The organism is Mesobacillus jeotgali (genome assembly GCF_014856545.2).
Taxonomy (GTDB): Bacteria; Bacillota; Bacilli; order Bacillales; family Cytobacillaceae; genus Mesobacillus.
Genome location: NZ_CP109811.1, coordinates 3,223,583 through 3,246,980, shown reverse-complemented (window position 1 = coordinate 3,246,980; position 23,398 = coordinate 3,223,583). Strand labels below are relative to the sequence as shown.

Annotated in this window: 24 protein-coding genes and 1 pseudogene; 21 read left to right on the top strand and 4 right to left on the bottom strand. The window is 43.1% G+C overall.

What is annotated here, in order from left to right:
* Positions 1–324: 324 nt before the first annotated feature.
* From FOF60_RS16700 to FOF60_RS16680, 6 genes and pseudogenes are all read left to right on the top strand, one after another.
* Positions 325–1,116, top strand: coding sequence for a transporter substrate-binding domain-containing protein (locus FOF60_RS16700; protein ID WP_192470711.1), 792 nt, complete (start codon positions 325–327; stop codon positions 1,114–1,116).
* 83 nt (positions 1,117–1,199) lie between these two features.
* On the top strand, positions 1,200–1,859 hold the full coding sequence (locus FOF60_RS16695; RefSeq protein WP_192470710.1) for an amino acid ABC transporter permease: 660 nt from the start codon (positions 1,200–1,202) through the stop codon (positions 1,857–1,859).
* Positions 1,852–2,574 carry an amino acid ABC transporter ATP-binding protein gene (locus FOF60_RS16690; RefSeq protein WP_192470709.1) on the top strand — a complete coding sequence of 241 codons (723 nt, stop codon included), beginning with the start codon at positions 1,852–1,854 and terminating at the stop codon, positions 2,572–2,574. The genes FOF60_RS16695 and FOF60_RS16690 overlap by 8 nt, the downstream gene beginning before the upstream one ends.
* A gap of 513 nt (positions 2,575–3,087) precedes the next feature.
* Positions 3,088–3,455 (top strand): annotated as a pseudogene (locus FOF60_RS24590) (aromatic acid exporter family protein); the annotation flags it as partial.
* A gap of 45 nt (positions 3,456–3,500) precedes the next feature.
* Positions 3,501–4,076 carry a hypothetical protein gene (locus FOF60_RS24585; protein ID WP_413632901.1) on the top strand — a complete coding sequence of 192 codons (576 nt, stop codon included), beginning with the start codon at positions 3,501–3,503 and terminating at the stop codon, positions 4,074–4,076.
* Between the two features lie 26 nt (positions 4,077–4,102).
* Positions 4,103–4,618, top strand: coding sequence for a L,D-transpeptidase (locus FOF60_RS16680; protein WP_192470707.1), 516 nt, complete (start codon positions 4,103–4,105; stop codon positions 4,616–4,618).
* 42 nt (positions 4,619–4,660) lie between these two features.
* Here the strand turns inward: FOF60_RS16680 and prli42 are convergent, their stop codons facing one another.
* Positions 4,661–4,756, bottom strand: coding sequence for a stressosome-associated protein Prli42 (prli42, locus tag FOF60_RS16675; RefSeq protein WP_023627413.1), 96 nt, complete (start codon positions 4,754–4,756; stop codon positions 4,661–4,663).
* A gap of 255 nt (positions 4,757–5,011) precedes the next feature.
* Between prli42 and mce the strand changes: the two genes are divergently transcribed.
* The 4 genes from mce (at position 5,012) to FOF60_RS16655 (ending at position 9,032) form a co-directional block, all read left to right on the top strand.
* The gene (mce, locus tag FOF60_RS16670) at positions 5,012–5,425 is read left to right on the top strand and encodes a methylmalonyl-CoA epimerase (protein WP_192470706.1); all 414 of its coding nucleotides are present in this window, start codon (positions 5,012–5,014) and stop codon (positions 5,423–5,425) included.
* A 2-nt stretch (positions 5,426–5,427) separates the two neighbouring features.
* On the top strand, positions 5,428–6,978 hold the full coding sequence (locus FOF60_RS16665) for an acyl-CoA carboxylase subunit beta (RefSeq protein ID WP_192470705.1): 1,551 nt from the start codon (positions 5,428–5,430) through the stop codon (positions 6,976–6,978).
* A gap of 74 nt (positions 6,979–7,052) precedes the next feature.
* Complete coding sequence (locus FOF60_RS16660; protein ID WP_192470704.1) at positions 7,053–8,174, top strand: tripeptidase T; 1,122 nt, start codon at positions 7,053–7,055, stop codon at positions 8,172–8,174.
* Positions 8,175–8,549: 375 nt separating this feature from the next.
* Positions 8,550–9,032 carry a chemotaxis protein CheW gene (locus tag FOF60_RS16655; RefSeq protein ID WP_192470703.1) on the top strand — a complete coding sequence of 161 codons (483 nt, stop codon included), beginning with the start codon at positions 8,550–8,552 and terminating at the stop codon, positions 9,030–9,032.
* Positions 9,033–9,103: 71 nt separating this feature from the next.
* Here the strand turns inward: FOF60_RS16655 and FOF60_RS16650 are convergent, their stop codons facing one another.
* The gene (locus FOF60_RS16650) at positions 9,104–10,816 is read right to left on the bottom strand and encodes a methyl-accepting chemotaxis protein (protein ID WP_192470702.1); all 1,713 of its coding nucleotides are present in this window, start codon (positions 10,814–10,816) and stop codon (positions 9,104–9,106) included.
* A gap of 189 nt (positions 10,817–11,005) precedes the next feature.
* Between FOF60_RS16650 and FOF60_RS16645 the strand changes: the two genes are divergently transcribed.
* From FOF60_RS16645 to FOF60_RS16635, 3 genes are all read left to right on the top strand, one after another.
* Entirely contained in the window at positions 11,006–12,286 is a 1,281-nt protein-coding gene (locus tag FOF60_RS16645) for a DNA polymerase IV (protein WP_192470701.1), read from the top strand.
* A 130-nt stretch (positions 12,287–12,416) separates the two neighbouring features.
* Positions 12,417–13,826, top strand: coding sequence for an NADP-dependent phosphogluconate dehydrogenase (gndA, locus tag FOF60_RS16640; RefSeq protein WP_192470700.1), 1,410 nt, complete (start codon positions 12,417–12,419; stop codon positions 13,824–13,826).
* A gap of 132 nt (positions 13,827–13,958) precedes the next feature.
* On the top strand, positions 13,959–14,702 hold the full coding sequence (locus FOF60_RS16635) for an alpha/beta hydrolase (RefSeq protein WP_192470699.1): 744 nt from the start codon (positions 13,959–13,961) through the stop codon (positions 14,700–14,702).
* 83 nt (positions 14,703–14,785) lie between these two features.
* Here FOF60_RS16635 and FOF60_RS16630 read toward each other — a convergent pair whose 3' ends face one another.
* Positions 14,786–15,520, bottom strand: coding sequence for a YwaF family protein (locus FOF60_RS16630; RefSeq protein WP_192470698.1), 735 nt, complete (start codon positions 15,518–15,520; stop codon positions 14,786–14,788).
* A 201-nt stretch (positions 15,521–15,721) separates the two neighbouring features.
* Between FOF60_RS16630 and FOF60_RS16625 the strand changes: the two genes are divergently transcribed.
* Positions 15,722–15,928 (top strand): zinc ribbon domain-containing protein, encoded by a 207-nt coding sequence (locus FOF60_RS16625; protein ID WP_192470697.1) that lies wholly within the window; start codon positions 15,722–15,724, stop codon positions 15,926–15,928.
* Positions 15,929–16,021: 93 nt separating this feature from the next.
* Here FOF60_RS16625 and zwf read toward each other — a convergent pair whose 3' ends face one another.
* Positions 16,022–17,521, bottom strand: a complete 1,500-nt coding sequence (gene zwf, locus FOF60_RS16620) for a glucose-6-phosphate dehydrogenase (RefSeq protein ID WP_192470696.1) — start codon at positions 17,519–17,521, stop codon at positions 16,022–16,024.
* 258 nt (positions 17,522–17,779) lie between these two features.
* Here zwf and rnz point away from each other — a divergent pair, with 258 nt between their 5' ends.
* The 7 genes from rnz to FOF60_RS16590 all read left to right on the top strand — a co-directional run bounded on the left by rnz (position 17,780) and on the right by FOF60_RS16590 (position 22,911).
* Positions 17,780–18,709, top strand: coding sequence for a ribonuclease Z (gene rnz / locus FOF60_RS16615; protein ID WP_192470695.1), 930 nt, complete (start codon positions 17,780–17,782; stop codon positions 18,707–18,709).
* A 17-nt stretch (positions 18,710–18,726) separates the two neighbouring features.
* Positions 18,727–19,275: a histidine phosphatase family protein gene (locus tag FOF60_RS16610; protein WP_192470694.1), complete on the top strand. Its 549-nt coding sequence runs from the start codon at positions 18,727–18,729 to the stop codon at positions 19,273–19,275.
* A 92-nt stretch (positions 19,276–19,367) separates the two neighbouring features.
* Entirely contained in the window at positions 19,368–19,652 is a 285-nt protein-coding gene (locus tag FOF60_RS16605; RefSeq protein ID WP_192470693.1) for a hypothetical protein, read from the top strand.
* A gap of 107 nt (positions 19,653–19,759) precedes the next feature.
* The gene (locus FOF60_RS16600) at positions 19,760–20,128 is read left to right on the top strand and encodes an ArsR/SmtB family transcription factor (protein ID WP_225649926.1); all 369 of its coding nucleotides are present in this window, start codon (positions 19,760–19,762) and stop codon (positions 20,126–20,128) included.
* Positions 20,121–22,256: a heavy metal translocating P-type ATPase gene (locus tag FOF60_RS16595; protein WP_192470691.1), complete on the top strand. Its 2,136-nt coding sequence runs from the start codon at positions 20,121–20,123 to the stop codon at positions 22,254–22,256. Before FOF60_RS16600 ends, FOF60_RS16595 begins: the two co-directional genes overlap by 8 nt.
* A gap of 36 nt (positions 22,257–22,292) precedes the next feature.
* Positions 22,293–22,463, top strand: coding sequence for a hypothetical protein (locus FOF60_RS24450; protein WP_319801537.1), 171 nt, complete (start codon positions 22,293–22,295; stop codon positions 22,461–22,463).
* A gap of 4 nt (positions 22,464–22,467) precedes the next feature.
* Complete coding sequence (locus FOF60_RS16590) at positions 22,468–22,911, top strand: class I SAM-dependent methyltransferase (RefSeq protein ID WP_319801536.1); 444 nt, start codon at positions 22,468–22,470, stop codon at positions 22,909–22,911.
* Positions 22,912–23,398 lie beyond the last annotated feature (487 nt).

Here is a 23,398-nt window from a genome sequence, read left to right as displayed (position 1 = left end):
GGCGCATAAATCGCCGAGGAGGCTCCCCGACTGCCAGGAAGAATTTGATCTTTGAAAAAGCCGGCAGTTGGCTTTTACAAAATTCTTCCCGCGGAAAGCGAAGCGCCTGGAACGAAAATCAACAGGCAAGTGTGACAGAGCCTATGACTAAAATGTATTTTTTTATATTTAAAAATATTATTGCATATTTATTAATATGTGTTAAAATACATTTTAGTTAATAATTATTAGTTGTTATACAGGAAACTATAAGTTTAATAGCTGATATATTAATAAACTTGTATAAAAATTACAGAATGAACATTATAGGGGGAAAACAAACAAATGAAAAAAGTAATTTCAATTTTTACGATGAGTGTGTTATTAATGGGACTTCTCGCTGCATGCGGGACAAGCACTGAAAAAACTTCCGGTGCCGGCAGTGAGGAAAAGAAAGTCCTAACTATGGGGACTTCAGCAGACTATCCTCCATTTGAATACGTGGAAACAGCTACAAGTGATGAAATCATCGGTTTTGACGTAGACTTAGCCAATCTGATTGCAAGTGAATTGGGGTATGAAGTAGAAATTAAGGATATGGATTTTAACGGCCTTATCGGTGCAATCCAGGCAGACCGCGTTGATTTTGTCATGGCAGGCATGACTCCAACACCTGAGCGTAAAGAAAACGTTGATTTCACTGATGTTTACTATACAGCGAAGCATATGATTGTTTCTTCTAAAGACAGCAACATCAAATCAATCGAAGATTTAAAAGGAAAGACAGTTGGTGTCCAGCTATCATCCATTCAGGAAGAAGAAGCTGAAAAAATTGCTGAGACAGTAGATATCAAAATTGAGAAACGCACAAGAATCCCTGAATTGGTGCAGGAAATTAAAGCTGGACGTATTGATGCAGCGATTATTGAAGATACAGTAGCGGAAGGGTATTTCGACAACAACCCTGACCTGGAAGGATTCACGATTGAAGATGGCAGTGAGGAAGAAGCCGGTTCAGCAATCGCGTTCCCTAAAGGAAGCAAGCTGACAGAGGAATTCAACAAGGTTCTGAAAGAAAAAATGGAAAACGGTGAAGTAGACAAATTGATCGTTAAATGGTTTGGCGGAGAAAAGTAAGAATCAAAACAGGCGTTCAGAATGCTAATGTCTTCTGGGCGCCTTTCTCCTTCATGAAATAGACAGAGAGGGCTGTTAAGAATATGGATCTTGATTTTACCGCCATCCTTCCTTCGTTGCCATATATTCTGAAGGGAATTGGCGTCACACTGAAAATAGTATTAGTAGCAGGGCTTCTGGGCTTTGCATTTGGGATCATCCTTGCAATCTTAAAAATTAGCAAATACAAGGCGCTCCATTGGTTCGCAGATGTTTATACATCCATCTTTCGCGGCACACCGCTTATTTTGCAATTGATGATTATTTACTACGGAGCTCCGCAGATTATCGGTTTTGAAATTTCCTCCTACACAGCTGCTGTAGCTTCTTTTTCTTTAAATTCGGCAGCCTATATATCGGAAATCATTCGCGCTGGAATTTTAGCGGTGGATAAAGGCCAGAAAGAAGCAGCGATGGCTCTTGGTGTTCCCGGCAATCGTATGATGCGGGACATCATCCTGCCTCAGGCTTTAAAGAATATCCTGCCTGCCTTGATGAATGAATTTATCACCCTGACGAAGGAATCGGCGATTGTAACGGTTATTGCAGCAAATGATATTATGCGGAGAGCGTATATTGTTGGCGGTGAGCAGTATAGATTTTTTGAGCCGCTGATCTTTGCCGGCCTGATCTATTATCTCATGGTCATCTCCTTGACATTCATTGGCAAGCTGGTTGAAAGGAGAATGAGACAAAGTGATTAAAGTACAAAACCTTCATAAATCATTTGGCAAGCTGGAAGTTTTAAAAGGAATATCAACCACAATCGAAAATGGTGAAGTTGTTGCCATCATCGGGCCATCAGGCTCAGGGAAATCGACTTTCCTCCGTTGCCTTAATTTACTTGAACAGCCGACAAGCGGCCAGATCATGATTGGCTCAGATGATATTACCGACAAGAAAACGAACATTATGAAAGTCCGTGAAAATGTAGGAATGGTGTTCCAGCACTTTCACCTTTTCCCGCATATGACCGTGCTGCAAAACATTACCTATGCACCGATAAAGGTTAGAGGGACGGGGAAGGCTGAAGCTGATAAACATGGACTGGAGCTTCTTAAAAAAGTAGGACTCTCTGAAAAGGCAAATGAATATCCGAACAGGCTGTCTGGAGGCCAGAAGCAGCGGGTAGCAATTGCCAGGGCCCTTGGAATGAACCCTGAAGTCATGCTGTTTGATGAACCAACTTCTGCATTGGATCCGGAAATGGTCAAAGAGGTGCTTGAGGTTATGAAGTCACTGGCCCATACCGGAATGACGATGGCGATTGTGACCCATGAAATGGGCTTTGCCCGTGAAGTCGCCGATCGAGTACTTTTCCTCGATGGCGGAGTATTAGTCGAAGATGCCCCGCCAGCAGAATTCTTCAGCAGCCCGAAGAGCAGCAGGGCAAAAGAGTTTCTTGAAAAAATGCTGTAAGACACTAGCCTTGCTTTTATAATGGATGACGAATCTGATAAACTAATGGATGATCATATCTTTGATGTGGTCATCTTTTCATTTTTTATTAATACATATGTGCTGCATTTCCCAATTTTCATTGTGGAAAGGTTTTCGTTCAAAGAAACGCGCTGCATTGCCCGTTTTTCAATTTTGGACTGATTTACGGTAAAAGGAAACGCGCTGCATTGCCCGTTTTTCAATTTTGGACTGATTTTCGGTAAAAGGAAACGCGCTGCATTACCCGTTTTTAGATTGTGGACTGATTTACGGTAAAAGGAAACGTGCTGCATTGCCCGTTTTTCAATTTTGGATTGATTTTCGGTAAAAGGAAACGTGCTGCATTGCCTGTTTTTCATTTTTGGATTGATTTTCGGTAATAGGAAACGCGATTGATTCCGGTTAAAGGAGCATTCAATATTGATATTGGATGAGGGAACAGTTAGGTTGCAAATTATAAACGTTTAAGTTTTTCTGATAGGAGAATACATTGTGAAATTCAGAATTGGTTATCGGACTTTAAAAACAGCGCTGGGTACAGCGATTTCCATCATCATTGCCCAGTACCTTGGCTTGGAGAATTATGTGTCTGCGGGGATCCTGACGATTCTTTGTATACAGGTGACAAAGAAGCGTTCACTCCAGGCTTCATGGCATCGGTTCCTGGCCTGTATTATTGCGATGGCATTCTCAGCGGTGTTTTTTGAGGGAATTGCTTACCATCGATTGTCATCGGGTTGTTACTGCTGTTTTTCATCCCGACCGTGGTTATGTTTAAAGCAAAGGAAGGCGTAGTCACAAGCAGTGTCATCATCATGCATATTTACTCTGCGGAAAAGTTTACTGGACAACTATTGTTAAACGAGCTAGGAATTATTACGATTGGAATAGGTGTGGCATTGGTCATGAATTTGTATATGCCGAGTGTTGATAATAAGCTCGAGGAATACCAAATAGGAATAGAAGCAAATTTTAAGAAGATTTTCCGTGAAATCACCCAATATCTTAAAAACCAGGATTCAAGCTGGGATGGCCGGGAGCTGACTGAGACTGCGACGCTGATCGAAAAGGCAAAGGCACTTGCCATCCAGGACGTAGAAAATCATTTTTTAAGAGATGAAAATTTATATTATCAATATTTTAAAATCAGGGAAAAGCAATTCGAAATCATTGAAAGAGTTCTTCCTTCCATCACTTCTATTCCGCAGCATGTTGAACAGGCTAATATTGTTGCTGAGTTTGTCGAGTCGCTATCGAGAGGGATTCACCCTGGTAATACAGTTCTTATTTACCTGGAAAAATTAATGAGGATGAAAGCGGAGTTTGAGAATATGGAGCTTCCTAAAACAAGGGAAGAGTTTGAAGCGCGGGCCGCACTTCTTCATTTTGTTAATGAAATGGAACAATTCCTTTTGTTGAAACGGTCATTCAAAGGACTTAAGACAAGTGAGGATAAAAAAGAAGCAGCCGTGACAAACTAACGGAAATAGACCATGGAGGTATTAACATGCCAGTGTTTATTTCTGTACTTCTAGCAGCGTTCATATTTTCACCTATTTGGCCGCTTGGAACAAATCCGCTGCCTGGAGATCCATTTGTGATTGTGAATAAAAAGACGAATGAAGTCGCACTGATCAATGAGAACAGAGTCCAGACGGTGGTCAGCGCAGCAACTGGTAAATCAGAAGAACTGACACCTGAAGGTTTATTTACCGTCACTGTCAAAGCTCCCGATCCTTATTACCGTAAAAAGGATATTCCTGGCGGTGATCCCAACAATCCTCTTGGCAGCAGATGGATCGGGTTCGATGCAGATGATACGGATGGCCGAACATACGGAATCCATGGAACAAATGACCCCTCGAGCATCGGGAAGAAAATATCCCAGGGCTGCATCCGACTTCAAAATGAGGCAGTCGAATCATTGTACGATTACATACCATTAGGAACAAAGATACTAATTACTTCTACTTCTAAAGATTTTATAGAATTAGGTAAAGAATATGGAGCAATCAACGAATAAAAAGGGCTGTCAGATGACAGCCCTTTGATTTATTTATAGTTATTATAGGAATGTTGATAATCCCATAAGAAGGGTTGAAGCAAGCATAGTAAAAAGCATGATGTATACTACGACCTTCCTGATATTTGGCTTACGCATAAAATAAATCCCCCTTCCAAAGCTTACGCTGTCTATCACTACTATTTTACAATCATCTGATGAATTCAACAACCCTTTTAAGAGATGCATTTATACCAACCTTAAATAAAATTTATGTTATTTTAAAAATAAAGTGACTGTCAATCCTAATTTCCTAAACTACCCTACTCTCTATTTAAATAAGAAGGAATTGTGACATTTTTGTCGAATATTAAAACAGTTAAATATATTTAAATAATATTTGGAGGGGATTACATGATTAAAAAGGTCGACCATATCGGCATTGCTGTCAAATCTATTGAGCATGCCCTCCCATTTTATACAGATGTGCTGAAGCTGCCATTATTGGGAATCGAGGAAGTAGACAGTGAGAAGGTCAAAGTGGCTTTCCTGAAAGCGGGAGAAACGAAGCTTGAGCTCCTTGAACCTTTATCTGAGGAAAGCGCCATTGCAGGCTTTATCGAAAAACGTGGGGAAGGCATCCACCATGTTGCCCTGGGTGTGGATTCGATCCAGGAAAGAATCAATGATATGAAGGAAAATGGAATCAGAATGATTCAGGATGTTCCTAAGAAAGGTGCAGGGGGAGCAATGGTCGCTTTCATGCATCCAAAATCGACAGGAAGCGTTCTATACGAACTTTGCGAGAAAAACGGGGAGGCTGAATAGAAATGCCAGACATCTATGAAAAAATCAATGAACTATACGATAAACGCAGGGAAATTGAACTGGGCGGTGGTGACGAAAGAATCGAAAAGCAGCATGAAAAAGGGAAGCTGACTGCTCGAGAACGAATCGATCTATTAGTTGATCCAGGCAGCTTTGTGGAGCTGAACCCATTCATCCAGCACCGCAGCACGGACTTTGGACTTGAGAACCAGAAAGGACCTGGGGATGGCGTTGTAACCGGTTACGGTAAGGTGAATGGCAGGCCGATTTACTTGTTTTCACAGGATTTCACCGTGTTTGGCGGAGCTTTGGGGGAAATGCATGCAAAGAAAATCGCCAATGTAATGGATCTGGCAGCTAAAAACGGTGCTCCATTCGTTGGTTTGAACGATTCCGGCGGAGCGAGAATCCAGGAGGGTGTCGTATCACTCGATGGATATGGGCATATTTTTTACCGCAACTCCATTTATTCCGGGGTAATCCCGCAAATTTCCGTAATCATGGGTCCGTGTGCCGGCGGGGCAGTTTACTCTCCAGCTATTACGGATTTTGTTTTCATGGTCGAAAAAACGAGCCAGATGTTCATCACCGGCCCTAAAGTAATTGAAACGGTGACAGGTGAGAAAATCTCTGCAGAGGACCTTGGCGGTGCGATTGTACATAACACGATCAGCGGCAATGCTCATTTCCATGGCCAGTCTGAAGAAGAAACACTAGAGCAGGTCAGACTTCTTTTAAGCTATCTGCCGCAAAGCTATGAAGAGAAGCCGCCGAGGTTAGAGGCGGATGCAGAAGATGACTACAGGCCAGATTTAACGGATGCCATTCCATTCGATGCAATAAGGCCATATGACGTGCGTAAAGTGATTGAGCAGGTAGTCGATGCCGACTCATTCCTGGAAATACAGAAGGACTTTGCGAAAAATATTGTCATTGGTCTGGCAAGAATTAAAGGGGAGGTCGTCGGTCTTGTCTGCAACCAGCCGAAGGTGATGGCAGGCGGGCTTGATATCGACTCTTCTGATAAAGCATCCCGTTTCATCAGATTCTGTGATTCTTTCAATATTCCAATCATCACTTTTGAAGATGTCACAGGATTCTTCCCAGGGATCAAGCAGGAGCACGGCGGCATCATCCGCCATGGCGCAAAGATTCTTTATGCTTATTCAGAAGCAACCGTTCCTAAGCTCACCGTGATTTTGCGAAAAGCTTACGGTGGCGCATATGTGGCCCTGAACAGTAAATCCATTGGGGCGGATTTGGTATTTGCATGGCCGAATGCTGAAATTGCCGTCATGGGACCACAGGGAGCTGCGAATATAATTTTTGCGAAGGAAATCCAGAACAGCGATAATCCTGAACAGACAAGGCAGCAGAAAATCGATGAGTATCGTGAAAAATTTGCGAATCCATATGTCGCGGCAAGCCAGGGAATGGTCGATGATGTCATCGATCCGCGAGAAACACGAATCAAACTAATTCAGTCACTGGAAATGCTCCGCACGAAAAAGGAAGACAGACCAGGCAAGAAGCACGGCAATATCCCGCTGTAGGATTTTGTGTTTGGTGTTGAGATTCAATTAGCGTTATACTCTAGTAGTATATACATAATTGGAGGTCGGCTAGGATGATTAATCACGAACGTTTATTGAATGAGTTTTTAGAGCTTGTCCAAATTGACTCTGAAACAAAGTATGAAACTGAAATTGCACGTGTCCTAAAGAAAAAATTCGAGGACCTCGGCGTAGAGGTTTTCGAGGACGATACGACGGCGCAAACTGGCCACGGAGCCGGAAACCTGATCTGTACTTTACAAGGTACAAAAGAAGGAGTAGATACAATCTACTTTACTTCCCACATGGACACTGTCGTTCCTGCAAATGGCGTAAAGCCATCCATTAAAGATGGATATGTCGTAACTGATGGAACAACGATCCTTGGTGCTGATGATAAGACTGGGCTGGCTGTCATGCTTGAAACAGTGCGCGTTTTAAAGGAACAATCGATTCCGCATGGTACAATCCAGTTCATCATTACTGTTGGGGAAGAATCAGGCCTGGTTGGTGCTAAGGCATTGGATTCTTCACTGGTAAAAGCGAAATACGGATATGCGCTGGACAGTGACGGCAAAGTAGGGAACATTATTGTTGCAGCACCTACACAGGCAAAAGTAGCAGCTGTCATCCATGGTAAAACAGCTCATGCTGGTGTTGCCCCAGAAAAAGGTGTATCAGCCATTACAATTGCGGCAAAAGCAGTCGCAAGAATGCCGCTTGGCCGTATTGATGAGGAAACTACTGCGAATATCGGACGTTTCCAGGGCGGTACACAGACAAATATCGTCTGCGACCATGTAGAAATTCTTGCAGAAGCACGTTCTCTAATTCCTGAAAAAATGGAAGCGCAAGTGGCAAAAATGAAGGAAGCATTTGAATCAGCTGCACAGGAAATGGGCGGCAAGGCAGATGTCGATGTACAGGTCATGTACCCTGGCTTCAAATTTGGCGAAGGTGACCTTGTCGTTGAGCTTGCTAAAAAAGCAGCCGCCAAAATCGGCAGAAGCTCAGAACTGCTGCACAGCGGCGGCGGAAGCGATGCAAACGTCATTGCCGGCTTTGGCGTACCAACCGTCAACCTTGCTGTAGGATATGAAGAAATCCACACAACGAATGAAAGAATGCCAATCGAAGAGCTCAACAAGCTTGCCGAGATGGTCATCGCATTGATTGAAGAAGTAGCAGCACAATAATACGAGGAAGGGCTTCCCTGCTGGGAGAGCCCTTTTTTTCATGGGGGCAGAAATATATTTCGCATCTTCAAGAATCTGTGTGGATTATGACTTTGGAAGACATTTCAGAGAGTAGGGTGTCTAAAGTTCATGAAACTTGTTTTAATAGACATTTGGGGTGGAGCAAGCCGTCAAAATGTCCAAGAACTACGTTTTAATAGACATTTCGGAGAGAGCAGGCCGTCAAAATGTCCATGAAACTTAAATACACTAACCCTTCAATTGTCCTAAAGATGACTCTAAAGAATCCGATATAATACTTGGAATGTTTCACTAGTATTCACCCCGAATTAATTAGAGTGATAGAAGGAATATAAAATAAAGGAGTGTACTCCAATGGCTGATAGCAATAAGACGGTTGTATTCCAGGCAGGGAATGAAGAATATGCTTTTCCAATTCTTTATGTCATTTCGATTGAAAAAATGGAAGGGATGACAGCGATTCCGCATATGCCTGATTATGTAACAGGCTTAACAAAAGTAAGGGGAGACTTGATTCCGGTCATTGACTTGGAAAAGGTGCTTTATAATCGGGATATTCAAGTTGAGGACAAAACCAGGCTGATCGTGATAGAAACATCGGAAATTTCAGTAGGGGCCCTGGTGAGGGATGCAAAGGAAATTCTTGAAATTCCTGCGGAAAACATTAAGCAGCCAGGCCTTGTTGCTTATCAGAAGACAAGGTTCATTACCGGTGTGGCCAATTTCGATAAACGCATGATCATGTTAATAGACCCGGAAACATTGATTCAATCACTTGAAGGTATCAAAGAAATAAAGGAATATATGAAAAACCAAAAACAAGAATTACATAACTAAAGCTTTACCTAGTTCGTTTGAATAAAAACAAGCTGACCGATTGATAAATTGGTCAGCTTGTTTTTTTGCAGCTACAGTTTAAAGCTGGAGAATGATTTCCTCAGGTCTTCAGCCATGTTTGACAGCTTGCTAGATGATTCCAACAGCTCCTGCATTGTGGCATTTTGTTCTTCTGTTGTGGCAGCTACCTGTTCGAGGAATTGTGCCGACTTGGAAGAGGCGGTGATTACTTCGGTTGCAGCATGTGCCATGAACTCCATCCTATCGTTAGCATTCATGACGGCACTGCTTGCGGTATTTCCTTTTAGGCTGACTTCCTCGATCGATCGGGCGATATCGGTGAAAATTTCGGCTACTTTTTCGACCAGTTCATTGCCTTTTTGTACGGTTGTCTGACTTTCATCCATAACATTCACTGCAAGGTTCGTCTCTTTTCCGGTCTGCTCAAGGATGGTTCGGATACTCTCTGCAGCACCAGCTGATTGCTCAGCGAGCTTGCGGACTTCCTGAGCGACGACACCGAAGCCTTTGCCATGCTCACCAGCTCTTGCTGCTTCAATCGCGGCATTCAATGCCAGTAAGTTCGTTTGATTTGAAATATCAGTAATGATTTCAATGATTCGATGGATTTCCTGAGAATTATTTTTAAGGGAATGAATCACTTTGGCTAATTCAGTGACCTTTCCATTGATTTCATCCATCTGTTCGGTGACATTGAAAGCATACAGCTTACCTTGCTCGATTTTTTCCTTCGTGCTTGTTGTCGTATGGATCGTCTCTTTAAGCGAACCAGTCACTTCAACCAATTGTGAAGAGACACTTTCGACTGCTTCGTTCGTGCGTTCGGAAATCTTCACCTGCTCATCAGAGGCAGAAGCAACTTGCATGATTGATGTCGTGATTTCATTGTTCGCTTCTGTTGTCGCTTCAGCATTTAGCTTCAGGTTCCTTGACATTTCATTTACCTGGTCAGATGACGCAAGGATGCTTGAAATGGAGGCTTTAAGATTCCCGGATAATTGATTCATTGCCAAGATAATCTGGCCGACCTCGTCCTTGCTCTTGGCCTGCAATGCCTTAGCATTCAGCTCACCGGCTGCGAGTTTTTTGCAGTAAGCAACCACATCTTTAAGGTTTTTGCTGATATTGCGTGAGACAAAGTACATCGCCACTGAGGAAATGATGAACGCGATGATGATAATGATGAATGTATTCCGAATCATCGACGCGATTGATGAATGGGTTTCCTTCATGATTCTTGTCCGGTCATCAAGAATCGTTGTCCTTAGTGCATTCAGCTTATCAATGTTCATATCGCGGATTGTTTCAGCCTTGTTGGCAAGACTGATCTGGGTAAAAATATCAACCTGTTCGCCGTTTTTCTTGAAATCTTCTACAGTTTTTAAAATCTCATCTTCCCAGATTTTATCCATATGCTTATCTGTTTTGACAATTGAATTGAACAAAGTTTGGGCTTCCTCTGTTTTTACGTTGTTTTTAAGCTTGTCAGCTGAATTGTTAAATTGATCACTTTCTGTTTTATAGAGTGTCAAAAGCTCCGGTTTCGGTTCAGTTATGTAGTCTGTGATAATGATATACTTCTGGCGGAATGTAGCCCCCATTTCACTAATCATGATTGCATAATCACTTTTTTCCTCGGCAAGATCGATCGCATTCTGAAGGTTGGATAAAACAGTCGTCAAATAGATGAAGCTGCCCAAAAAAATGACCATTATGAATGCGAAAACGCTTGCATACTTTCTGCCAATAGACCAATGCTGCATAAAAATATCCCCCATTTTTCTAAATCCTTATATATTCTTATCGGTTTTTCGGTAAAGATATTTAATGTTTTGGCGCTTTTCTTCACATAATGTTCAAAAGTCGAGAACCCGTAAAAATAATCTCTATATAAGTAATGGTGGAGTTTTTTTGATAAACTAGAAGGGAACGTATATTTGGGAAGTGGGATCATGAAAGAAATGTATCCAAAAAAGGGCAAAGTCATTTTGCATGTTGATATGAATAGCTTCTATGCGTCAGTAGAAATGGCTTACGACCCTGAATTGAAAGGCCGGGCACTGGCGATTGCCGGCAATCCGGAAGAAAGACGGGGAATAATTGTTACCTGCAGCTATGAAGCGAGGAAATTCGGCGTCAAGACCACAATGCCGTTATGGGAAGCCAAAAAACTTTGCCCGGACTTAATCATAAAAAAACCGAACTTTGACAGATACCGCACAGCATCTGCTGCTATGTTTGATATTTTGCGCCAATACACAGAGGTTGTCGAACCTGTTTCCATTGATGAAGGATATGTGGATATAACGGATTGCTCAGACCTTGGGGCGCCTCTGGAAATCGCAGATAGCATTCAAAAAAGAATTCTTGAGCAGCTTGACTTGCCGTGCAGCATAGGAGTAGCGCCAAATAAGTTCCTGGCTAAAACAGCTTCCGATATGAAAAAGCCAATGGGAATCACCGTCTTAAGAAAGCGTGACATCCCAAGGGTAATCTGGCCGCTAGAGGTCGGGGAAATGCATGGAGTAGGAACAAAAACAGCGGACAAACTAAAAAGTATTGGAATCAATACAATTGGCGACTTAGCGGCAGCAAATGAAATCCAGCTGAAAGGGCTGCTGGGCATCAACGGAATAAGATTGAGAGAAAGAGCTAATGGCCAAGACAACCGCCAGGTAGATCCGGATTCTGTCTACGATTTTAAAAGCATCGGCAATTCGACTACGCTGCCTCGTGATATTTCGAATCAGCATGAACTTCTGAAGGTTCTTGATCGATTGTCAGAGCAAGTAGCAGCAAGGATGAAGAGGAAGGAGGCGGTCGCCACAAGCATTAGTGTGATGATCCGCTTTAAGGACAGGAAGACGATTACCAGGAGCCAGAAGCTGCAGAACCCTGTTTCAAAGCAGGACGAAATAGCCGCGGCCGCCAAAACGCTTTTTCTGAAGCATTGGAATGGAGACCCTATCAGGCTGCTGGGGATCACAGGCACCGATCTGCTCGAAGCGGACAAAGCAGTGAAGCAGCTCGATTTATTTTCTTATGAGCAGGATGCCAAAAAGGAGCCGCTGATCAATACGATGAGCCAGCTGCGTGAGAAATATGGTAAAAGTATCATTGAAAGTGCCGGCTCCCAGGTGAAAAAGCTCCCAACCAGGGAGAATGCCGGTGCTGGGACGAGCTTTAATAAGGATTTCCTCCAGGATCGCAGGAATGATAAAAAAGATTTTTAATGGTTTAGCAAGACCATCTTAAGTCAAAATAAAAATGGACAAACCAGATTGTTTGCACAAGTAGGGGTTCATTGTTAAATTAGTTTGTATGATTTAAATACTTAATTCTAGATAGAAGGGAAGTTAACATATGTCAAAACAGCAAATTGGAGTCATTGGCCTTGCTGTCATGGGGAAAAACCTCGCCATGAATATCGAAAGCAGAGGCTATTCTGTGTCAGTCTATAATCGCTCCCGGGAAAAGACAGTTGAAATGCTTGAAGAAACGAAAGGCAAGAAAATCGTCGGAACTTTTTCCATTGAGGAGTTTGTTCAATCACTAGAAACGCCGCGAAAGATTCTGCTGATGGTTAAAGCTGGGGCAGCGACGGATGCGACAATCGAGCAATTAAAACCGCATCTGGACAAGGGAGATATCATCATTGACGGCGGCAATACATATTTTGCTGATACTCAGCGTCGAAACCAGGAATTGAGCGAGCTTGGGCTTCACTTCATCGGTACTGGAGTTTCCGGTGGGGAGGAGGGTGCACTTCATGGACCTTCCATCATGCCAGGCGGCCAAAAAGAAGCGTATGACCTGGTTGCGCCAATCTTCCAGGATATCGCCGCAAAGGTGAATGGTGAAGCTTGCACAACTTATATTGGTCCAGATGGAGCAGGACATTATGTAAAAATGGTACACAACGGAATCGAATACGGAGACATGCAGCTCATTTCCGAATCCTATTTTATGTTGAAGCATGTTCTTGGCTTAAATGCAGAAGAGCTGCATAAAGTGTTTGCGGAATGGAATAAAGGTGAGCTTGACAGCTACTTGATCGAAATAACGGCTGATATTTTTACGAAGAAAGATGACGAAACGGGAAAACCGCTTGTTGATGTGATTCTTGATACCGCTGGCCAAAAGGGAACTGGTAAATGGACAAGCCAGAGTGCTCTTGACCTTGGAGTACCGCTGCCAATCATCACAGAATCTGTTTTCGCCCGCTTTATCTCCGCCATGAAACAAGAGCGTGTGGAAGCAAGCAAAGTCCTCTCAGGCCCTGAAACGAAGCCGTTCGACGGCGACCGTGAGGCTTTCATTGAATCCATTCGCAAGGCGCTTTACTTGAGCAAAATTTGTTCTTACGCACAAGGCTTCGCGCAAATGAGAGCGGCTTCCGAAGAATATGGCTGGGATTTAAGCTACGGAGATATCGCAATGATCTTCCGTGGCGGGTGCATTATCAGAGCTCAGTTCCTCCAAAAAAACAAGGAAGCTTACGATCGCGACCCAGCACTAAAAAACCTGCTGCTTGATCCATATTTCAAGGAAATCGCAGAGAGCTACCAGCAGTCTTTACGCGAAATTATCTCAGCCGCTGTTATGAACGGTATCCCAGTGCCAAGCTTCTCGGCTGCACTTTCATACTTTGACAGCTACAGAACAGAAACATTGCCGGCCAACCTCATTCAGGCCCAGCGCGATTATTTCGGTGCCCACACCTATCAGCGCATTGATAAAGAAGGAATCTTCCACACTGAGTGGATGGAATAAGAAAGTTAGCACAGCGGACCTCGTGTTCGCTGTGTTTTTTCAGAAATGGAAGTTTTTTAAATGCAGGAAGGGTTTTCAAAAGCTCCAGTCGAAACCTTTAATGGATGGTATTTATGATTGGAGGGATTGAGTATGGCAGGAAACTATCCAGTTCTGCAAGGGGCAGAACCGTTTTATTTTGAAGGGAATTCAGTAGGTATATTGGTATCTCACGGATTTACGGGTTCAACACAGAGTATGCGGCCGCTTGGCGAGGCATATGCGGCTGCAGGATATACCGTTTGCGGACCGCGTTTGAAGGGACACGGCACACACTATGAGGACATGGAGCAAACAACCTATCAGGATTGGATTGCATCTGTTGAAGAAGGGTTTCAGTGGTTAAAAGAGCGTTGTGATACGATTTTTGTAACGGGCCTGTCAATGGGCGGAACACTTACTTTATGTATGGCTGAAAAATATCCAGAAATCAGAGGGATTGTCCTCATCAATGCTGCTATTGAGATACCGGCAATGGAGCCAGTCCTCCAGCTGGAAGGAACAAGATTCCTGGATGCCATTGGATCCGACATCAAGAAGCCGGGGGTAACGGAGCTTGCTTACGAAAAAACCCCGGTTCAATCTATTAAAGAAATATTGCCATTTATGAAAGCCGTAAAAGAAGATTTATCAAAGGTTTCTTGTCCAGCATTAATCTTTGTTTCGGACGAAGACCATGTTGTCCCGCCTGATAATTCGCAAACCATCTATGATCATATCACCTCAGAAACAAAAGAGATCCACCACCTGAAAGAAAGTTACCATGTTGCTACACTGGATAATGACCAGCAAGTGATCATAGATAAAACGCTCGATTTCATTAAAAATCATCTTTAGAAGTGAATGTCTACTTGGCTTGCGGGTTCTGACGCAAGCCTTTTTGTTCTGGATCCAGTTTTTGTACAAACAGTAAAAAACATTCATGACTCTGAATAAGAAGTTTTTTTCTCTCCTTTTAGCCAGCTCCGCATGCAGAGCCAGGCAATTAAACTCAATAACACAAGTAAACTCTCTAATGAAAAAATGTACCACGGGTACGGGCCGAGTAAATCCATAAAGCTTGGACTTTTTGGTTTATGGCGTAAAAACCAGTAATTTCCGTCAGCTGCCTTATTAATAAACAGGATCGCTGGCAGGAGCAGGTTGATAAAGAGAACAACTTTTATGACAGAACTGAAGGTTGGGTAATAACCTTTAGCCCATAGGAAGTAAAGGGTCACCCACACAATCATCATATGGGCATAGAAAAAGTGAAAAAAGCGGAAATGGGGAAAATCATAGGTTAATGCAGGTGTAATGATGGCTTGTGTTGCCCCTAATAAAGCAATGAAAAACAAAAGCTCGAAAAATATTTTCTTCCTGGTCAGTAATAAACCAATTGCGAGCAGCAGCCCAATATTGCATAATTCAAGGGGCATGGACCGCCCTAATTTCCAGACAGCATGTTTGTACATCCATAGATGGTTAGTTATCTCAATCAAGATTAATGACAGGGCTGTTCCCAGCTCTGCTTTCCTCCACCTTTCACCCCTTAGTTTCTTTCGGTTCGTGAAAATAAAGGTACTAACTAACACAAAGATAGTGATGATCGCATAATGACTCGCAGAGAACATATCAAAATTGAAAACTTCATTGCTGTGACCAAACCACTCCATGTATCCACCTCTAGTTTGAAAATAGGATAAGCATAAGTTATCCCTTTTAGGCTTCTTTTATGTTGGCTCTTTTCGGAAAGTTTGCATCTTGGCAAACAAAAGTGTGGCGAAACCAGAAGCCCCTCGATAGGGTGAAAAAGTGAAACTAAACTTTACCTGATACGTAAATGTGATATAGCTTAAAAAAGGGAGTTGGAATACATGAAGGGAAATGGTTGTATTAAATGCGGAAGCACAGATGCAGGTCAGAAGGATGTGGCAATGACGGGAACGGGCTTGTCCAAAATGTTTGATATCCAGAATAACCAGTTCACTGTCGTTTACTGCAGTGATTGCGGATACTCGGAGTTTTACAACAAAGAAGCATCTGCAGGATCTAATCTACTGGATTTCTTTTTCGGAGGCTGATTTTGGATTAAGGCAGAGAAATAGCGTTAACTTGAAACTTAATTGGACATTGCAAAAAATCCCGCCTGTAACCAGGGCGGGATTTTTGTTCTATTAACAATTTTCTACATCGATTTCAGTGATTGGCCACCAGAAGAATCCATCCTTCTCTAGCAGCTTGTCTGCTGCGTCCGGCCCCATGGAACCTGATGGATAGTTAGGGAAGCCAGGCTCTTTCGTATTTTCCCATACAGCTGATATATTATCAACGAAGCTCCAGGATAATGCGACTTCATCCCAATGTGTAAAGTTGGTTGCGTCTCCGCGCAATGAATCATAAAGAAGTTTTTCATATGCTTCTGGAGTATTCAGTCCGTCAATCCCTTTATTTGAGTAATTCAGCTTGACAGGTGTAGCTTTCGTACCCTGGCCAGATTTCTTGGCATTCAAGTGGAGGGTGATTCCTTCTTCTGGCTGGATATGAATGACAAGAAGGTTTGGATTTACCGTTTTTTCTGGCTGATAATATAAATCCATTGGGATATCTTTGAATTGGATCACGATTTTAGTTGACTTTGCCTTCATTCTTTTTCCAGTACGGATGTAGAATGGAACTCCAGCCCAGCGGAAGTTATCAATCATCAATTTTCCAGCTACAAATGTTTCTGTATTGGATTCAGGATCGACCATTTCCTCCTGTCGGTATGCAGGTACGTTTGTTTCGTTCATTACGCCTTTATCATATTGGCCCCGAACAAAATATTCATTGACTTCCTCGCCTTTAATAGGGCGGAGGGCACGGAACACTCTCACTTTTTCCGAGCGGACCTCATCAGTCGTCAATTTGATCGGCGGTTCCATCGCCAGCAATGAAACCATTTGCAGCATATGGTTCTGGACCATATCCCTTAGAGCGCCGCTTTTCTCGTAATAACGGCCGCGTTCTTCCACTCCAAGCGTTTCGCTTGATGTAACCTGGATATTGGAAATGTACCGGTTATTCCAGAGTGGTTCAAACAGCGCATTGGCGAAACGGATTACTTCGATATTCTGGACCATTTCTTTTCCAAGGTAGTGGTCAATTCGGTAGATTTCATCCTCTGTAAAAGCGGTTCGGATTTGCTTGTTCAATACTTTTGCCGACTCAAGGTCATGTCCGAAGGGCTTTTCAATGACCAGGCGCTTAAACCCGGATACATCGGTAAGTTTATCTTTCTTTAAGTGCTCAGCAATTGTTCCAAAGAATTCAGGTGCCATTGCCAGGTAGAAAATTCTATTGCCATTCAGTCCATAGTGGCTGTCCAGATCTTCCGAAAGCTTTCCAAGCGCAAGATAAGAACTTGAATCAGTTACATCATGGGAATGATAATAAAACTTGGATACGAACTCGTCGATATCAGCGTCTGTCTCCCCAATCACCTTAACAGATTCTTTTACCCTCAGCTGGAATTCTTCATTTGAAAGTGAGCGGCGGGCTACGCCTACGACCGCGAACTTGTCCAGCTTTCCTTTTTTAAACAAGTTATAGAGGGAAGGAAACAATTTACGGTTTGCCAGGTCTCCCGTAGCTCCGAAGATCATGATTAAGGCTGTTGGTTTTTCGGTTTGTGCCACAATATAGAACCTCTCTTTTATGTGAATTTAAAAGTATGTATAAAAAACACTCTACAAATACAAAATTTTATCCCTTTCAAGAACAATTAGCAACTGTTTGAACTGTAATTAGTTTTGTTCCAATTGGCTGGAACTATCCCCTTCTGGGTTAAATCCTGCTTTAGGTTTAGATGAATAATGCCTGTTGTGATATATTGAAAGGAAAAATGATCCTGCCTGTAGAATGGCAGGTGTTTTGTATGGGAGGATGTCAGGATTATGGATGTTTTTTTTCTTGGAACAGGTGCAGGTATCCCGGCCAAACTGAGGAATGTGACCTCAATCGCATTGAAATTGCTGGAGGAGCGCGGAGCCGTTTGGCTGTTCGACTGCGGCGAAGCAACTCAACACCAAATTTTACATACAAACATAAAGCCCCGCAGAATTGAAAAGATTTTCATTACTCACCTGCACGGAGACCATATATATGGTTTGCCGGGACTGCTGTCTAGCCGTTCCTTCCAGGGAGGGGAGTCATTGGTTACCGTGTATGGTCCCCCCGGGATCAAGGAGTATATTGAAATATCTTTAAAAATCAGTAAATCTTACTTGAAATATCCGATTGAAATCATTGAGCTTGAGGAAGGTGTTATTTTTGAAGATGAGCAATTCATCGTAGAAGCAAGACTGTTGGAGCATGGAATTCCTTCGTATGGGTACAGAGTAAAGGAGAAGGACCGTCCCGGCACTCTTCTTGCCGATAAGCTTCAAGCTGCAGGTGTAAAGCCCGGTCCAGACTACAGAAAAATCAAGAATGGGGAAGAAGTCATATTGGACGACGGAACGGTCATCGATCCTGCTGAGTTTGTCGGTCCGCCGCAAAAAGGAAGGGTTGTTACGATCTTGGGTGACACAAGGGTTTGTGAAAATGCTGCAGTTCTTGCCAAAAATGCAGATCTTCTCGTTCATGAAGCTACTTTTTCAGCAGATGAAGGTTCACTTGCATTTGAATATTTTCATTCGACCACTCTGCAGGCTGCTGAAATAGCCTTGAATGCAGATGTAAAAAAGCTGTGCCTGACCCATATTAGCTCCAGGTATGACCAAAATGACTGGAAGGAGCTTGGAGCGGAAGCACAAACAGTGTTTGCCAATACGGTTGTTTCAGAAGATTTTATGGAAATCTCCGTTCCTTATGACAATGATTGAATAAAGGGGTGTTTTGATTGAAAACAATCTATCTTGTACGTCATGCAAGTGCGGCTGGTCAGCCTGTAGACTCACCGCTGACCGAACAGGGCAGGAAGCAGGCGCTGGCACTAGTGGACTTTTTCAAACGAAAAGAAATAGATACCATCTATTGTAGCCCTTTTAAAAGAGCGGTCGATACAATTAAACCTCTTTCTGATTCAAGAGGGATAAGAGTTCAGGAGGATGACAGACTTGGAGAAAGAGTGCTTAGTACAGTCAACCTTGAGGACTGGCGAGATAAGCTAAAGCAAAGCTTTGAGGATTTTGAGCTTGTATTTGAAGGCGGAGAATCTCATTCTGCTGCGATGAATCGAGCCAAATCATTGATTGAGGATTTATTATGTTCAGAACATGAACATATTTTACTGGTCAGCCATGGTAACATGACGACATTGCTAATGAGGTATTTCAATGAAAGCTTCGGTTACGACTGCCTGATGGAAATGACGAATCCCGATGTATTCGAACTGGTCGTTTCCAACGAAGAAACGATGCTTAATAGAATATGGGATGACCGAATTTAGGACATTTAGTTTAGACAAGTAACCCAGAGGGAATTGGAAAGTGGTGGAATCAGTTCCATCAAACCAACAACACGAATACTGGGGGAATTGTTTTGGAGTTTTTACTTTTATTCGGTTTTCATCTATTTATCATGGGTTCACTAGTTATGTTGTTTAGCGGAATCATAACCTTTCTTTTTCCGAGGATGCATTTTCTCATCACAATATCAATATTTGGGGCAGTTGGATTTCTATATGCATTTTTCTTTGAAGTCATTGATCTTGTGATATTTGCAGTATTCTTCAATATGATTCTTTCCTTGACGGCAGTTGGCCTCGTCAAACTAGGTTTCTACTTCAAGAAGGTTGCCGACCGGCAGGGTGAGAAAACAGCATAACCTTTAAAACCAGGAGATTTCCTGGTTTTTTATTTTTGTTTGACAATCAAAAGGTCATTTGAATAAGATATAATCAAAAGATCATTTGAATGAATGGGGTGAGCAAATTGAAGGAGCAGGATGTCTGCCAGGTCAATTGCGTCCATGACGAAAAAGTGGAACAGGTGTCCGCTGAACTGAAAGAACAAAATACATTTGAAGCCGCAAAAATTTTCAAGGCTTTATCAGATGAAACAAGGATTAAAATCGCATACTCACTATATGTAGGCAAAGAGCTTTGTGTTTGTGATGTAGCTGCGGTCGTCAATTCGTCCACTGCTACTGCTTCCCACCATTTAAGGCTGTTGAAGAATCTTGGTCTGGCTAAATACCGCAAAGAAGGGAAGCTTGTGTATTATTCACTGGTGGATGACCATGTGAAGCAATTGATTCACCTGGCGTTTGAACATCAAAAGGAGTTGGATATGAATGACTGAAGCAGCGCAATCGGGCGATAAAACAGTTTATCGGGTACAGGGCTTCACCTGAGCAAGCTGTGCCGGAAAGTTCGAAGAGAACGTAAAACACCTGGATGGTGTTTTTGATGCAAAAGTAAATTTTGGCGCTTCCAAGCTGACTGTTTTCGGTAAAGCCTCGATTGAGGAACTGGAGCAAGCTGGAGCATTTGAGAACCTGCGCCTTTACCCGGATAAAGCAGAGATGATCCCTGAAAAAAAGAAGCCGTTCTGGCAGGAAAATGCTACGGTATTGATCAGCTTAGTGATGATCATTGCCGCGTATTTTTTTCAGGTTAATTTTGGTGAAGATAGTTTGCTCGCCATCCTATTATTTCTGGGCGCGATTATGATAGGTGGCTACTCCCTTTTTAAAAGTGGAATAAAGAATCTTCTAAAGCTCGATTTTGACATGAGGGCACTGATGACTGTTGCAATCATCGGGGCTGCCATCATTGGCGAGTGGAGCGAAGGTGCCGTCGTTGTCATATTGTTTGCGATTAGTGAGGTCCTTGAAAGATATTCAATGGATAAGGCAAGAGCTTCGATTCGTTCGTTAATGGATATCGCGCCAAAAGAAGCTCTTGTCCGCCGGAATGGCAGGGAATACAGCATCCATGTAAATGAAATAGAAGTCGGCGATATCATGATTGTAAAACCAGGCGAGAAAATTGCCATGGATGGGGAAGTAGTTTCCGGATTCTCATCTGTCAACCAGGCGGCGATTACAGGGGAATCTGTTCCAGCTGACAAGAGCGCAGGAGATGAAGTGTTTGCCGGCACGCTGAATGGGGAAGGTCTCATCGACGTTAAAATCACTAAACTGGTCGATGATACCACAATCGCGAAAATCATTCACCTTGTCGAAGAGGCACAGGCGGAAAAAGCTCCTTCGCAGGCGTTTGTTGATCGCTTTGCCAAGTATTACACGCCAATTATTATCCTTGTCGCATTTTTGGTTGCTATTGTACCGCCACTTTTCTTCGGTGCAGGATGGAGTGAGTGGATTTATCAAGGCCTGGCCGTCCTGGTTGTCGGCTGTCCGTGCGCCCTGGTCATTTCAACGCCAGTTTCAATTGTGACAGCGATTGGCAATGCCGCTAAACATGGGGTGCTTGTAAAGGGTGGTGTCCACCTTGAGGAAATGGGCATGCTGAAAGCCGTTGCCTTTGATAAGACTGGGACGCTGACAAAAGGAGTGCCGGCTGTTACTGATATCAAATTTTCAGCTGGAGAAAATTCAAGCGCTCTTTTTGCAGTAATCGCCGCCCTTGAAAATAAATCACAGCATCCACTTGCTTCTGCTATTGTCCGAAAGGCAGACACAGACACAGTACCGTACATGGATAAAGTGATTGAAGATTTCACATCGGTAACCGGTAAAGGATTAAAAGGAACTGTTGACGGGATTGTCTATTATATCGGCAGTCCTAAATACCTTGAAGAACACGTCGAAGGTGGAATTCCTGCGGAGGCTGCTGAAGAAATTTCACGCCTGCAGTCTGAAGGTAAAACAGTCATTGTTGCAGGCAACGATTCCGAAGTGCTTGCATTAATCGCGGTAGCAGATGAAGTAAGAGAGTCGAGCAGGGAAGTGGTTTCCCGTCTGCATGAGCTTGGCATTGAAAAGACCATCATGCTGACCGGTGACAACAAAGGCACCGCAGCTGCGATTGGCAGCCAGGCTGGTGTGACGGATATAGAATCCGATTTACTTCCTGAAGATAAGCTTAATTTCGTAAAAGACTTGCAGACAAACCATGGAAAAGTCGCGATGGTCGGCGATGGCATTAATGATGCACCTGCACTCGCCGCTGCGACGGTCGGAGTCGCGATGGGAGGAGCGGGCACTGATACCGCACTCGAAACCGCCGATATCGCCCTGATGGCAGATGACTTGAAAAAGCTGCCGTTCACGATTAAATTGAGCCGTAAAACACTGGCAATCATCAAGCAGAACATCGCCTTCTCAATCGGCGTGAAATTGCTGGCACTGCTGCTGGTCATTCCTGGATGGCTCACCCTGTGGATCGCGATTTTCGCCGATATGGGTGCGACTCTGATTGTCACACTGAATGGCTTGAGGCTTTTGAGAGTCAAGGATAAATAGAGGTTACACATAACTGATTCATGCGGAGAGGATATCATGAACAATTCCTGGAATAAGCTCATTTACAAGGGCTGGGCCCCGATTTATGATAAAATTTTCAATTCTGGTCCATTTTCGAAAGTGAGAGATATACTGTTCAACGAGATTCACTTCCGTTCCGGGGACAGGGTACTGTTCGTAGGCGCAGGCACTGGGGCAGATATCTGATCGATTGCCTTATGACCAATTGGAGATTACGGCAATTGATTACTCGGAGGATATGCTGCAAAAAGCGAAGGAGAAATTCGAAGGCTCGTCGATCACCTTTTTAAAAATGGATGCCCAACAGCTTGAGTTTAACGATGGATCGTTCGATTATGTTATCGGAAGCTTGATCTTATCAGTAGTACCTGACAGCACAAAAGCATTTGGCGAAATGATCAGAGTTTGCCGCAAGGAAGGTCTGGTGGTCGTTTTCGATAAATTTGCACAGCCAGGCAAAGGGCTGTCTTTTGTCAAAAAAGCTTTCAGGCATGTAATCAAACTGCTTGGAACGGACATCGGCGTATCCTTTGAGGAAATCAGCCAAACGGAAAGTGCGAGAGTTAGGCTGATTTCAGATGAAGGAGTTATGTTCGGCAATACGTACCGGAGAATTTTACTGAAAAAAGTCTAATAAAGTGATTAACCCGTATGGAGAAGAGGCTGTTTGGATGACAGCCTCTTTTTCTGTGGTGTCCATTGCATTAGTAAAATCATTTTAAATGTATGACGGACAGAAATTCATGAAAAGCGACAGGAAGTGTCCGTCATCCAGGTCATGACGGACAGAAATTCATGAAAAGCACAAGAAATTGTCCGTCATCCAGGTCATGACGGACAGAAATTCATGAAAAACGCAAGAAAGTGTCCGTCATCCAGGCTATGATGGACAGAAATTCATGAAAAGCACAAGAAAGTGTCCGTCATCCAGGTCATGATGGACAGAAATTCATGAAAAACGCAAGAAAGTGTCCGTCATCCAGGTCATGACGGACAGAAGTACTTGAAAAACGAAAGAAAATGTCCGTCATAAAAGGTCATGACATTGAATTAGATTGAAGGATAAAGAGCAAGAAAAGAGGCCTCCCAAAGTAATACTCTGGAAAAGCCTCTTTAGGAAT

Bases quoted from the DNA above. Each gene is read 5' to 3' on its own strand.
- FOF60_RS16700 (WP_192470711.1), top strand. From the start codon at position 325: ATGAAAAAAGTAATTTCAATTTTTACGATGAGTGTGTTATTAATGGGA.
- FOF60_RS16695 (WP_192470710.1), top strand. From the start codon at position 1,200: ATGGATCTTGATTTTACCGCCATCCTTCCTTCGTTGCCATATATTCTG.
- FOF60_RS24585 (WP_413632901.1), top strand. From the start codon at position 3,501: ATGAATTTGTATATGCCGAGTGTTGATAATAAGCTCGAGGAATACCAA.
- FOF60_RS16680 (WP_192470707.1), top strand. From the start codon at position 4,103: ATGCCAGTGTTTATTTCTGTACTTCTAGCAGCGTTCATATTTTCACCT.
- prli42 (WP_023627413.1), bottom strand. From the start codon at position 4,756: ATGCGTAAGCCAAATATCAGGAAGGTCGTAGTATACATCATGCTTTTT.
- mce (WP_192470706.1), top strand. From the start codon at position 5,012: ATGATTAAAAAGGTCGACCATATCGGCATTGCTGTCAAATCTATTGAG.
- FOF60_RS16665 (WP_192470705.1), top strand. From the start codon at position 5,428: ATGCCAGACATCTATGAAAAAATCAATGAACTATACGATAAACGCAGG.
- FOF60_RS16660 (WP_192470704.1), top strand. From the start codon at position 7,053: ATGATTAATCACGAACGTTTATTGAATGAGTTTTTAGAGCTTGTCCAA.
- FOF60_RS16655 (WP_192470703.1), top strand. From the start codon at position 8,550: ATGGCTGATAGCAATAAGACGGTTGTATTCCAGGCAGGGAATGAAGAA.
- FOF60_RS16650 (WP_192470702.1), bottom strand. From the start codon at position 10,816: ATGCAGCATTGGTCTATTGGCAGAAAGTATGCAAGCGTTTTCGCATTC.
- FOF60_RS16645 (WP_192470701.1), top strand. From the start codon at position 11,006: ATGAAAGAAATGTATCCAAAAAAGGGCAAAGTCATTTTGCATGTTGAT.
- gndA (WP_192470700.1), top strand. From the start codon at position 12,417: ATGTCAAAACAGCAAATTGGAGTCATTGGCCTTGCTGTCATGGGGAAA.
- FOF60_RS16635 (WP_192470699.1), top strand. From the start codon at position 13,959: ATGGCAGGAAACTATCCAGTTCTGCAAGGGGCAGAACCGTTTTATTTT.
- FOF60_RS16630 (WP_192470698.1), bottom strand. From the start codon at position 15,520: ATGGAGTGGTTTGGTCACAGCAATGAAGTTTTCAATTTTGATATGTTC.
- FOF60_RS16625 (WP_192470697.1), top strand. From the start codon at position 15,722: ATGAAGGGAAATGGTTGTATTAAATGCGGAAGCACAGATGCAGGTCAG.
- rnz (WP_192470695.1), top strand. From the start codon at position 17,780: ATGGATGTTTTTTTTCTTGGAACAGGTGCAGGTATCCCGGCCAAACTG.
- FOF60_RS24450 (WP_319801537.1), top strand. From the start codon at position 22,293: ATGAACAATTCCTGGAATAAGCTCATTTACAAGGGCTGGGCCCCGATT.